This window comes from Actinocorallia longicatena, assembly GCF_039534125.1.
In the GTDB taxonomy this organism is placed as follows: Bacteria; Actinomycetota; Actinomycetes; order Streptosporangiales; family Streptosporangiaceae; genus Actinocorallia; species Actinocorallia longicatena.
Map to the genome: position 1 here is coordinate 210,249 of NZ_BAAAUV010000002.1, position 11,859 is coordinate 222,107.

Here is an 11,859-nt window from a genome sequence, read left to right on the forward strand (position 1 = left end):
TGCCGACGACAAGCTTGTTGATCCCCTATGTCCGGTCATCCGGACGTCATGCTCAGGGAGTCATTTCTTTATGCGGGCTCGTGCTCGCGCAGCCGCTGGCTGATGACCTGGCTGACGCCGTCGCCGCGCATGCTGACCCCGTAGAGGGCGTCGGCGCCCTCCATGGTCCGCTTCTGGTGGGTGATGACGATGAGCTGCGAGGACTCGCGGAGCTCCTCGAACACCGAGATCAGGCGCTGGGTGTTGGTGTCGTCGAGGGCCGCCTCGACCTCGTCCAGGACGTAGAACGGCGACGGCCTGGCCTTGAAGACCGCGACGAGGAAGGCGATGGCCACCAGCGACCGCTCCCCGCCGGACAGCAGCGACAGCCGCTTGACCTTCTTGCCCGGCGGCCGGGCCGACACCTCGATGCCGGTGCCGAGCAGGTCGTCGGGGTCGGTGAGCGACAGGGAGCCCTCTCCGCCGGGGAACAGCCGGCCGAAGATCCCCTCGAAGTGCTCGGCGGTCTCGGCGTAGGCGGAGGCGAAGACCTCCTGGACGCGCTGGTCGACGTCCTTCACGATGTCGAACAGGTCCTTGCGGGTCTTCTTGAGGTCCTCGAGCTGCGAGGTGAGGAAGGCGTGCCGCTCCTCCAGCGCCGCGAACTCCTCCAGCGCCAGCGGGTTGACCTTGCCGAGCGCGGTCATCTGCCGCTCCGCGGCCTTGGCCCGCTTCTCCTGGACCGCCCGGTCGTAGGGCTCGGGCATCGCCTCGGGGTCCTGCGGCGGGACGAGCTGGTCGGGACCGTACTCGCCGACCAGGCCCTCGACCTCCATGCCGTACTCGTCCAGCGCCTTGGCGGCGAGCTGCTCCAGCCGCATCCGCTGCTCCGCGCGAGCGACCTCGGTGCCGTGGACGGCGTTGACGAGGCGTTCCAGCTGGGTGCCGTACTCGCGCACCCGCCCGCGGACGACCTTCAGCTCCTCCTCGCGTCCGGTCCTGGCGAGCTCGGCGGACTCGCGTCCGGCGACGGCCACGGCCAGCGAGGTCTCGATCCGCTCCAGCGCCGTCCTGGCGCCGTGCATGACGGCCTGGGCCGTCTTGGCCTGGCGGACCCGCCTGCGCCGCCGCTCGACGGCCTCGGCCCGGTCACGCCGCTCGGTCTGCGCCTGGCGCTCCAGGGCGTCGGCGCGGCCGGCGATGGCCCGGACCCGCTCCTCGGCGCTGCGCGCCTGGAGCCTGGACTCCATCTCCAGCCCGCGCAGCTCCTGGACGCGCTCGGCGAGCTCGTCGCGGATCTCGGTGTCGATCTCCTCGTCGACCTCCTCCGCGGAGGCGGTCTCGAAGCGCTCCTCCAGGGCGGCGAGCCCCTCGGCGTCGCGGTCGCGGTTCTCCTCGGCCCTGCGGACCGAGGCGCCGAGCCGTTCGCACTCCTGCCGGGCGGCCTGGGCCGCGGCCTGGAGCCTGGCCTCGGCCTTGGCCTCCTGGGCGGCGGCCGCGTCGGCCTCGCGGACCCGGGACCTGACCCGGTCCAGCTCCGTCTGCGCCTGGTTCACCCCGGCCTGCGCCTGGTTGACCTGCGCCTGCGTCTCCTCCAGGACGCCCTGGGCCCCGGCCTCCGCCGTCCCGGCGGCCTCCAGTGCCTCGGCGGTCAGCTCGACCGACTTCTGGGCCTCGGCCAGCGCGGCGACGGCGGCGTCGAGGGTGGCGCGCATCTGCAGCAGGCCCTGCCCGCCGGCCGAGCCGCCCTGCGCCCAGTGCGCGCCGAGCACGTCGCCGTCGCGGGTGACGGCCCTGACCGAGGGATCCGCCGCGACGACGCGCCGGGCGGACTCCAGGTTCTCGACGACGAGCACCCCGGACAGCAGCGCGGCCACGGCCTCACCCAGAAGTGAGGGAACCGTCACCAGCTCGCCCGCCCAGACTCCCTCCGGAGCGTTCCCGCGGCCGGCCGTCCCGGCCTTCACCGGGGTGCCGGGACCGCCGCCCGCCGAGGCGGCGCCGATGAGCAGGCCCGCCGCGGCGCCCTCGGCGCGCAGCAGGGTCAGGGCGGAGGTGGCGGTGTCGAGGCCCGCGACCGCGATGGCCTCGGTGGCCGCGCCCAGGGCCGCGGCGACGGCGGTCTCGGCACCGGGCTGGACGGTCAGCATGGAGGCCAGGGTGCCGAGGATGCCGCTCAGGTCGGACTTCGTCAGCACCTCGCCACCGTCGGCGGCGGTGCCGAGCGACAGTTCCAGCGCCTCGATGCGGGCCTGGAGCGCGGTCAGGTCCTTCTGGGCCCGGTGGTCGGCGGTCCTGGCGGCCGCCACCTGGTCACGGGCCGCCTTCAGCGAGCGCTGGGGCGCCTCGACGGCGGCGCGGGCCGCGGCGGCGGCGTCCTTGGCCCCGCCCAGCGCCTCCTCGGCGATCTCCAGGTCCATGGCGAGCTGCGGATCGACGGCGTTGGCGGACTCGAAGGCGCCGGCCTCGGCCTGGGCGGACTCGGCCCGGTCCTCGGCGGACATGCGCGCCTCGACCAGCCTGCCGATCTCGGCCTCGGCCGCCTGGAGCCGGCTGCGCACGGCCTCGACCTGCGAACGGAGCCGGGACAGCGCCTCACGCCGGTCGGTGGCGGCCTTCGCGGCCTGCTGGAGGCGGCGGTCCTCGGCGGCCAGCGCGCCCTCGGCGCCGGCCCGCTCCTGGACGGCCTCGTTCAGCGCCTCCTGGGCCTCGTCGAGCTTCTCGGCGAGGATGTCCTCCTGGGCGCGGACCTCCTCGGCCTCGCGCTCCAGCTCCTCGGGGTCGCGGCCGAACCGGTCCTCCTCGACGACCTCACTGGTGTTGCGGTGCCGCTCGGCGGCCAGATCGGACAGGCCGCGCAGCCGCTCCTTGAGCGAGGACAGCCGGAAGTAGGTCTCCTGGACCAGGGCGAGCACGGGGGCCGCGGCGGCCGACTCGGCGTCCAGCTCCTCCTCGCGGCTCTGCGCGGTGGTCAGCGCCTCCTCGACCTCGGCCCTGCGGCGCCGCACGGACGCCTCGTCCGCGGCCTCCTGGTCGATCTTGGTCGTGAGCGTGATCAGGTCGTCGGCGAGCAGCCGCAGCTTGGCGTCGCGGAGCTCGGCCTGGATGACGGCCGCCCGCCGCGCGATCTCGGCCTGCTTGCCCAGGGGCTTGAGCTGGCGGCGCAGCTCGGCGGTCAGGTCCTGGACGCGGGTGAGGTTCGCCTGCATCGCGTCCAGCTTCCGCAGCGCCTTCTCTTTGCGCTTGCGGTGCTTGAGGACGCCCGCCGCCTCCTCGACGATCGCCCGGCGCCCCTCGGGACCGGCGTTGAGGACCATGTCGAGCTGGCCCTGGCCGATGATGACGTGCATCTCGCGGCCGATGCCGGAGTCCGACAGCAGTTCCTGGACGTCCAGGAGCCGGCAGGGGTCCCCGTTGATCGCGTACTCCGACGAGCCCGACCGGAACATCAGCCGGCTGATCGTCACCTCGGAGTAGTCGATCGGCAGGGCGCCGTCGGTGTTGTCGATGGTGAGGATGACCTCGGCCCGGCCGAGGGGGGCGCGGTTCGCGGTCCCCGCGAAGATCACGTCCTCCATCTTGCCGCCGCGCAGGGACTTGGCCCCCTGCTCGCCCATCACCCAGGCGAGGGCGTCGACGACGTTGGACTTGCCCGACCCGTTGGGACCCACGACACACGTGATGCCGGGTTCGAACCGCAGGGTCGTCGACGAGGCGAAGGACTTGAACCCGCGCAGGGTCAGGCTCTTGAGGTACACGCGCGGACGCCCCCTCCCCCGAACCCGCTACAACCGAACCGTGGGCAGCACCTTACCGCTGGCCAGGGGGGTCACGTCCGGAATGACAAAAGGGACGCCGGTGAAGACGTCCCTGGATCTGTCAGTGCCCGCCCGGAGGTCGGGTCGAGCATGAGCCTGCGCTCAGGTGAGAGCGGGCTCGCGGTCCTTTACCGAATGCACGGTCACGCCGTCTGTAGCCGTGGCCAGCGAGTCGTTTTCTTCCTGGAGCCGAACGAGCTCGGCTTCCAGATCCCGAACACGCCGCTGCAGACGCCGCATCTCCGCGACCATCCGGGGGTCGGGACCGCCGACGTGGCCGAGTAGAGCCTTCGCCATGATTGAGGGTCCTCCACGCTGAGTAACCAGCAGAGATCACACTTCACCCTTGACTGGATGAAGCACGTATTCGACTCATCTAGAGTCGCACCGGCCGGTGAGTCGGTCAACCCGGACATCACAGACCCGTAACAACCTTGTTCCACAGAGTTTAGCAGGTTGGTCGCCGAATACCCAGCGGGCCTACATTTCCACGAAACCGGCCACGTTACCGCGCGCCTCGCTCCACCGCTCGGATACGCCCGCGACACGCCCTGGACCGCTCCCGGAACGGAGAACGGCGAGCAGTTTCTCGCAATTCTCACGCGGTCCTTCGGCGTTCACCTCGACGCGTCCGCCGCGCAGATTCGCGGCGGATCCGACAAGGCCCAGCTCAAGCGCCCGGGCCCGGGTCCACCACCGGAATCCGACACCCTGGACATCGCCGCGCACCCAGGCCGTCAGCCGGACGGGACCCTCCACAGCCTCGGATCCGGGTACCGCGTGTTCGGGGACCGCGCGCTCAGGCACCGCGGGGCCTCGGCTGGCAGCGCGGGCAGGAGAAGGACGACCGGTTCATGAAGACCTCGCGGCGGATCGGCGTCCCACATCGGCCACACGGCTCGTCGCGGCGGCCGTAGGCGTTGAGGGAACGGTCGAAGTAGCCGCTCTCCCCGTTCACGTTGACGTACAGCGCGTCGAAGGAGGTGCCGCCCGCGTCGAGCGCCGCGCCCATCACGCCGCGCGCCGCCGCCAGCAGCAGGCCCGCCTGGGGCCGGGTCAGCCGGGCGGTCGGCCGCTCCCCGTGCAGCCGCGCGTGCCAGAGCGCCTCGTCGGCGTAGATGTTCCCGACGCCGCTGATCAGCGACTGGTCGAGGAGCGCCCGCTTGACGCCCGTCCGGCGCTTCTTGAGGTTGCGGTGGAACGCCTCGTCGTCGAAGACCTCCTCGAAGGGGTCGGCGGCGATGTGGGCGATGATCGCGGGGACGGGGGCCTGCCCACCGTGCGGGTCGGGGACCAGGTCGGAGCCCATCAGGTGGCCGAACGTCCGCTGGTCGACGAAGCGCAGGTCGGGGCCGCCGTCGGTGAAGGTGAGCCGGACCCGCAGATGCTTCTGCCGCTCGGCGTCGGCCGCGCCGACGAGGAGCTGGCCGCTCATGCCGAGGTGGGCCAGGACCGCGCCCTCGCCGAACGGGATCCACAGGTACTTGCCGCGCCGGCGCGGCGCCTCCAGCGTGCGGCCGGCCAGCCGGGCGGCGAAGTCGGCGCCGCCCGCCAGGTGCCTGCGGACGGCGCGCGGGTGCTCGACCGTGACGGTGTCGACGGTCCGGCCGGTGATCCAGGTCTCCAGACCGCGCCGGACGACCTCGACCTCGGGGAGCTCGGGCATCGGCGACTACCTCCCGCCGGCCTCTTCGGCGACCGTGAGCTTGGTCTTGATCTCGGTCCAGGCTGCCTCGGCGGCCTTCTGCTCGGCCTCCTTCTTGGAGCGGCCCTCGCCCTCACCGTAGGAGGACGCGCCGACCCGCACCGAGGCCCGGAAGGTCTTCTGGTGGTCGGGGCCGCTCTCGGTGACGACGTACTCGGGGACGCCGAGCCCCTCGTCGGCGGTGAGCTCCTGGAGGGAGGTCTTCCAGTCCAGGCCGGCCCCGAGGCTGGCCGAACGCGCGATCAGCCCGTCGAACAGCCGGTGGACCAGGCCGGACGCCTCGTCGAGGCCGAGGTCGAGGTAGACCGCGCCGATCAGGGCCTCGAGCGTGTCGGCGAGGATCGAGGCCTTGTCGCGGCCGCCCGTCCCCTCCTCGCCGCGGCCGAGCCGGATGTGCGCGCCGAGGTCGAGCCCGCGGGCCACGTCGGCGAGGGCCCGCATGTTGACCACCGCGGCCCTCAGCTTGGCGAGCTGCCCCTCGGGCAGGTCGGGGTGGCCGCGGTAGAGGGTGTCGGTGACGACCAGGCCGAGCACGGAGTCTCCGAGGAACTCCAGCCTTTCGTTCGTCGGCAGGCCACCGTTCTCGTAGGCGAACGAGCGGTGGGTGAGGGCTCGTTCCAGCAGATCGGGGGTGAGCTTGAGCGCGATACGCGTCTCGAGGTCGCTGGTGGGAACGGTCATGCCATGGCTCCTAGTCTCCAGGGCCGGACGGGCCGGCGACCCGCGGGGCGGTGACCCAGAAGACGAGGTGCGCGCCGGCGCGAATGCGCCAGTCCGGCGTGCACCACGGCCTCGGGGCGTGGGGCTAACCCGTTGAGACGGCTACGGGGGCGGCCACATACCTGTGACCTCCCCCGGAACCATCAAGATCTTGCTCAGGCCGTCTCGACGACCTGACGCTTGTTGTACACACCGCAGGTCGGGCACGCGATGTGGGGCTGCTTCGGGTCGCGGCACTGCGGGCACTCGACCAGGGCCACGGCCTGCGTCTTCCACGAAGAGCGACGGTGACGGGTGTTGCTGCGGGACTTCTTCCGCTTCGGGACGGCCATGGTTCCTAGCCTTCTTCTACTCGTGTTTCGATAAGCCCCTGCAGCGCCGCCCACCGGGGGTCGGCAGCGTCGTGCGAGTGGTCGGGACCGGCGTCCGCCAGTCTCACACCGCACTCCGTGCAGAGGCCGGGACAGTCGTCCTGGCACAGGGGGGACAGCGGGAGTGCGAGCACCACCGCGTCCCTGAGCACCGGTTCAAGATCGAGGAGATCCCCGTCGAGACGGTGTTCCTCCTCGTCCGCGCCCGACCCCGAACGGGTGTCGTCGTAGACGAAGAGTTCCTGGAACTCCACCTCCATGGAGAAGTCGAGTTCGTCCAGGCAGCGTGCGCACTCGCCCTCGATGGGCAGGTCCGCCGTGCCCGAGACGAGCACGCCCTCCATCACCGACTCGAACCGCAGGTCCAGCTCAAGTTCGGCGTCCTTGGGAACGCCGACCATCTCGACGCCTAGACCCTCCGGTGCCACCACGGTGATCCGCTGTTCCTTCATCGATCCCGGACGGCGGCCGAGCGTGTGCGTATCGAGCACGAGCGGCGCTTTGGGATCGAGGCTGGACAGGGTTCCCCCAGGTTCTCCGACCAACACTACGGGTGAGGTGGTCATGGCATGGACAGATCGCCACGTCAGGCATGGCCGAACGCCAAGGATAGCCGGTTGCCGGGGGTCAACCCAACTTCACTCGTCCTTCAGCCGCTCGATGAGGCGCTGGTGGACGAGCTCGGGGACCAGTCCCGAGGCGTCTCCGCCCCACTTTACGACCTCCTTCATCAAGGAGGAGGACAAGAACGAGTAATCGGGCGCCGTCGCCATGAACAGAGTCTCCACCCCGGACATGCGGTGGTTCATCTGGGCGATCTGGAGCTCGTAGTCGTAGTCGGTGACGGCGCGCAGCCCGCGGACGATCACCGGGATGTCCTCGGACTTGCAGTAGTCGACGGTCAGGCCGCGGAAGGAGTCCACCTTCACGTTGCCGTACTCCTTCGTGACCTCGCGGATCATGTCGACCCGCTCCTCCACGGAGAAGAGACCCTTCTTCGCCAGATTGATCGACACCATCACGACCACCTCGTCGTACAGACGGGAGGCCCTGCTGATGATGTCCAGATGCCCATTGGTCACCGGGTCGAAAGAGCCCGGGCAGACGACTCGGCGCAACGTTCCATCCCTTTCACGCTTGAACGGCGCGACCGTACCAAATCGCTGAAGACGGTCTCGGCAGCGCCCTCATGATCACCGCGTCGGCCCGGCCCGTAGACCGGCCCCCGGGGGCCTCCTCCCCGTCCGCTCCCCGCCCACGGCGCCCGGCGGGCGGGGCCTCCGGCGCCGTGACCGGCGGGCCGGCGCCGTGAAGATCCGTGGAGTGACCTTGCTCACCCGGCGTTTCCCGGCACCGGGCACGCGAGAATGGACCCATGACGAGGGTGATCGCAGGAGTAGCCGGAGGCCGCCGCCTCGTGACGCCCGAGGGCAGGGACACCAGGCCCACGGCCGACCGGGCCAGGGAGGGCCTGTTCTCGACCGTCCTGTCGCTCCTGGGGCCCCTGGACGGCCTGCGCGCCGCCGACTTCTACGCCGGATCGGGGGCCGTCGGGCTGGAGGCGCTCTCGCGGGGGGCCGCCCACGCGCTGCTCGTCGAGTCGGCGCCCAGGGCCGCGAAGGCCATCCGCGAGAACATCGCCGTGCTCGCGCTGCCCGGTGCCGAGCTGGCGGCCGACCGGGCGGACCGGGTGGCGTCCCAGGAGCCGGACGAGCCCTACGACTTCGTCTACGTCGACCCGCCCTACGCCGTCCCGGCCGAGGAGGTCACGGCGCTGCTGGAGGCGCTGCGCGACAACGCCTGGCTGGCGCCGGCGGCCCTCGTCGCGGTCGAGCGGGCCACCAGGACCCGGCCGCCGTTCTCCTGGCCGGAGGGGTTCACGGCCGAGCGCGCCCGCAAGTACGGCGAGGCCACCATCCACTACGCCTCCACCCCCGGCTGACCGGGGACGCCGAAGAACGCCCGGACCGATGGCGGAGTCCGGGCGTTCTGTTTCGGGTGGTCAGGCGTCAGCGGGCTCAGGTGTTCGGCGGGTTCAGGCGAGGGCCCAGCGGACCTGGGTGCGGACTCCGGGGTCGGGGTCGGCGAGGGCCTCGGTGAGGGCCGAGAGGGCCGAGGGATGGTGGGCGGCCCACTGCTCCAGGGCGCGGACGGCCGCGCGCCGCACGTCGACCGTGGGGTCGCGCAGAGCGCGGATCAGCGGGTTCAGGGCGTCCTCCGGGGTGGCCAGGGCGAGGACGGCCGCGGTTCGCTTGCGGACCTGCCAGCTCGGGTGGGCCAGGGAGGCGATGACGCGGCCGGTGAGCGGCGTGGGCAGGCCCAGGATCTGGGCGGCGTCGAGGGCGGCGAGGCGGACGACCGGATCGTGGTCGGACAGGAGCTGGTCGAGGCCGTCGGCGGTGCCGAGTTTGGCCAGCCCGTCGGCGACGGCCACCCGGACGTCGCGCGAGGGGTCGTCGGCGGCCTCGCGGACCTGTTCCACGGCGCGCAGGGCGATCAGGGACAGGACGGCGTGGGCGCGGACCTGGGGCTCGCCGTCGGCCAGGCCCTGGGCGTACTGCTCGCGGGCCGCGGCGGCGAGGGCGGCCAGCAGGGCGGCGGCCGTGGCGCGGACCGTCGCGTCGGCGCCCTTGGCCGCGGCCAGGACGAGCGCGGCGATGCCGTCGTCGCTCACATAGGCGTCGGTGGCGCCGAGCCCTTCGGCGGCGGTGGCCCGGACGTCGGGGTCCTCGTCGGCGAGGGCCCAGGCGAGGGCGTCGCCGGTGCCGCGGGGGCCGGTCTCGGCGAGGAGGGCGACGGCCGCGCGCCGGACGCGCGGGTCGGGGTCGCGGAGGTACTCCTCGATCATGTGGAAGTCGTTCATGCCTGGTCTCCTGGCGGGTCTGGACGGGTCGGGACGCTGGGTCTACCGACGGCGACAGAGCGCGCTCGCCTGCCGTCGCAGATCGACGTGCAGGCGCTGGACCAGGAAGCTCATGGACCGATGGTCGGTCAGATTGTCGGGTAAGTCAACCGGTTTAGTATGCAATTCTCCTCCGGTCAGGTCTTCTCCAGGTACTCCGCGCGCTCCTCGCCCAGCATCTCGGCGAGTTCGGCCGCCAGCGCCGGGTGGCGTTCCAGCTCCGGATCCTCGGCGATCAGCGCCGTCGCGGCCTCCCTGGCCCTGAGGATCGTCTTCTCGTCGTGCAGGAGCGTGAGCAGCCGCAGCGACGACCTGGCCCCCGACTGCGCCGCGCCCAGCACGTCGCCCTCGCGGCGCTGCTCGAGGTCGAGCCGCGACAGCTCGAACCCGTCGGTCGTGGAGGCCACGGCGGCGAGGCGCTCGCGGGCGGGACTGTCCGGCGGGGCGTCGCTGACCAGCAGGCACAGGCCCTGGAGCCGGCCACGGCCGACCCGGCCGCGGAGCTGGTGGAGCTGCGAGACGCCGAACCGGTCGGCGTCCATGATCGTCATCACGGTGGCGTTGGGGACGTCGACGCCGACCTCGATGACGGTCGTGGCCAGCAGGACGTCCAGCTCACCCGCGGCGAACCTGCGCATCACCGAGTCCTTGTCGTCGGGGTGCATCCGCCCGTGCAGGACCCCGATCCGCAGCCCGCGCAGGAGTTCCTCCTCGAGCATCGGCTGGAGCTCCAGGACGGCCACCGGCGGCCGCCGCCCCTCCTCCGCCTCGCCGGGCGCGGCCGCGTCGTCGTCGGAGGACGCCTCACCGATCCGCGGGCACACGATGTAGGCCTGCCGCCCCTGCCCGACCTCCTCGCGGATCCGCTCCCAGGTCCGCGCGAGGTAGGCGGGCTTCTCCCCCGGCACCACGTGCGTGGCGATCGGCGACCGCCCGGCCGGAAGCTGCCCGAGCACGGAGGTCTCCAGATCCCCGAAGACGGTCATGGCCACGGTCCGCGGAATCGGCGTGGCCGTCATGACCAGGACGTGCGGCCGCCCGCCCGCGACCTTCTCCCGCAGCGCGTCACGCTGCTCGACCCCGAACCGGTGCTGCTCGTCCACGACGATGAGCCCCAGCTCGGCGAACTGCACGTGCTCCTGGATGAGCGCATGCGTCCCCACCACGATCCCCGCGCCCCCCGACGCCGCCTCCAGCAGCGCCGCCTTCTTGACCTTGACCCCCTGCGACCCGGTCAGCAACGCCACCCGGGTGGCCCTGTCGGCCCCGCCGAGCTGCCCCGCCCGCCCCAGCTCCCCCAGCATCCCCACGATCGACCGGTAGTGCTGCTGCGCCAGCACCTCCGTGGGCGCCAGCAACGCCGCCTGCCCCCCACCGTCCACCACCTGCAACATCGCCCGCAAAGCGACGATTGTCTTCCCGGCGCCGACGTCGCCCTGGAGGAGGCGGTGCATGGGGTGGGAGAGGGAGAGGGCCTGGGAGATCTCGTGGCCGACCTGGAGCTGGCCTTCGGTGAGGGTGAAGGGGAGGGCGGCGTCGAAGGCGGTCAGGAGGCCTTCGGGGCGGCGGGGGCGGGGGGTGGCGGGGAGGGCCTCGGCGGCGCGGCGGCGCTGGGCGAGGGCGAGCTGGACGAGGAAGGCCTCGTCCCACTTGAGACGGCGGCGGGCCGGGGCGAGGTCCTCGGTGTCGTCGGGGCGGTGGATCTTCTCCAGTGCCTCGGCGAGGGGGATGACGCGGTAGCGGGCCCGGAGCTCGGGGGTGAGGGGATCGGGGAGGCCGGGCAGCATGTCGAGGAGGGTGCCGACGGCCTTCTTGATCTGCCAGGACTGGAGTTCCTTGGTCGCCGGGTAGATCGGCAGCGGGCGGCGGGCGAACTCCTCGGCCGTCTCGGTGGTGCTGCCCGTCGGGATGACCTCGAAGTCCGGATGGGTGAGCTGGATCTTCAGCCCCGCGGCCGAGCGGTAGAAGGAGACCTTGCCCGCGACCATCGCGAGGGTGCCGGGATGGAGCTCCCGGTTGGGCCGCGACGCCCCCGGACGCCCGAAAAAGGTCAGGGAGACGCGCTGCCCGTTCGCGTCCTTAACCACCACTTCGAGCAGATACCCGGGCCGCTTGGCGAGCTCGCGGCCGGTCTTCTTCTCGACCTCGGCCATGAGGGTCACGTGCTCGCCCTCGGCCACCGAGGCGAGATCGGTCAGCTCGCCGTGCCTGACATAGCGCCGCGGGTAGTGCCGCAGCAGATCGCCGACGGTCCGGACGTCGAGGCGTTCGTCCAGCACCTTGGCCGTCTTGGGACCCAAGACCTTCCGCAAGTCTCCGCCGAGTTCGAGCACGAACCCATTGAAGCCGATGACAAGGACACTC

General features: G+C 72.0%; 12 protein-coding genes. 1 reads left to right on the plus strand and 11 read right to left on the minus strand.

Annotated features, from left to right (window positions below; genetic code table 11):
• Positions 1-68: 68 nt before the first annotated feature.
• The 8 genes from smc to coaD form a co-directional block, all read right to left on the minus strand.
• Positions 69-3,737, minus strand: coding sequence for a chromosome segregation protein SMC (gene smc / locus ABD785_RS03955; RefSeq protein WP_344822209.1), 3,669 nt, complete (start codon positions 3,735-3,737; stop codon positions 69-71).
• Between the two features lie 162 nt (positions 3,738-3,899).
• Positions 3,900-4,094 (minus strand): hypothetical protein, encoded by a 195-nt coding sequence (locus ABD785_RS03960; RefSeq protein ID WP_344822211.1) that lies wholly within the window; start codon positions 4,092-4,094, stop codon positions 3,900-3,902.
• Positions 4,095-4,277: 183 nt separating this feature from the next.
• The gene (locus ABD785_RS03965; RefSeq protein ID WP_344822886.1) at positions 4,278-4,556 is read right to left on the minus strand and encodes an acylphosphatase; all 279 of its coding nucleotides are present in this window, start codon (positions 4,554-4,556) and stop codon (positions 4,278-4,280) included.
• A 40-nt stretch (positions 4,557-4,596) separates the two neighbouring features.
• Positions 4,597-5,463: a bifunctional DNA-formamidopyrimidine glycosylase/DNA-(apurinic or apyrimidinic site) lyase gene (mutM, locus tag ABD785_RS03970; RefSeq protein ID WP_344822213.1), complete on the minus strand. Its 867-nt coding sequence runs from the start codon at positions 5,461-5,463 to the stop codon at positions 4,597-4,599.
• Positions 5,464-5,469: 6 nt separating this feature from the next.
• Positions 5,470-6,183, minus strand: a complete 714-nt coding sequence (gene rnc / locus ABD785_RS03975) for a ribonuclease III (RefSeq protein WP_344822215.1) — start codon at positions 6,181-6,183, stop codon at positions 5,470-5,472.
• Between the two features lie 194 nt (positions 6,184-6,377).
• Complete coding sequence (gene rpmF, locus ABD785_RS03980; RefSeq protein ID WP_344822218.1) at positions 6,378-6,554, minus strand: 50S ribosomal protein L32; 177 nt, start codon at positions 6,552-6,554, stop codon at positions 6,378-6,380.
• Positions 6,555-6,559: 5 nt separating this feature from the next.
• Positions 6,560-7,159 carry a YceD family protein gene (locus tag ABD785_RS03985; RefSeq protein WP_344822221.1) on the minus strand — a complete coding sequence of 200 codons (600 nt, stop codon included), beginning with the start codon at positions 7,157-7,159 and terminating at the stop codon, positions 6,560-6,562.
• Between the two features lie 72 nt (positions 7,160-7,231).
• Entirely contained in the window at positions 7,232-7,711 is a 480-nt protein-coding gene (coaD, locus tag ABD785_RS03990) for a pantetheine-phosphate adenylyltransferase (RefSeq protein WP_344822224.1), read from the minus strand.
• Positions 7,712-7,968: 257 nt separating this feature from the next.
• On the opposite strand from coaD, the gene rsmD reads away from it, so the two are divergent.
• On the plus strand, positions 7,969-8,535 hold the full coding sequence (rsmD, locus tag ABD785_RS03995; protein ID WP_344822227.1) for a 16S rRNA (guanine(966)-N(2))-methyltransferase RsmD: 567 nt from the start codon (positions 7,969-7,971) through the stop codon (positions 8,533-8,535).
• 93 nt (positions 8,536-8,628) lie between these two features.
• Here rsmD and ABD785_RS04000 read toward each other — a convergent pair whose 3' ends face one another.
• The 3 genes from ABD785_RS04000 to recG form a co-directional block, all read right to left on the minus strand.
• On the minus strand, positions 8,629-9,456 hold the full coding sequence (locus ABD785_RS04000) for a HEAT repeat domain-containing protein (protein WP_344822230.1): 828 nt from the start codon (positions 9,454-9,456) through the stop codon (positions 8,629-8,631).
• A gap of 42 nt (positions 9,457-9,498) precedes the next feature.
• Positions 9,499-9,570, minus strand: a complete 72-nt coding sequence (locus ABD785_RS41275; RefSeq protein ID WP_425547736.1) for a putative leader peptide — start codon at positions 9,568-9,570, stop codon at positions 9,499-9,501.
• Between the two features lie 62 nt (positions 9,571-9,632).
• Entirely contained in the window at positions 9,633-11,828 is a 2,196-nt protein-coding gene (gene recG / locus ABD785_RS04005) for an ATP-dependent DNA helicase RecG (RefSeq protein WP_425547725.1), read from the minus strand.
• Positions 11,829-11,859 lie beyond the last annotated feature (31 nt).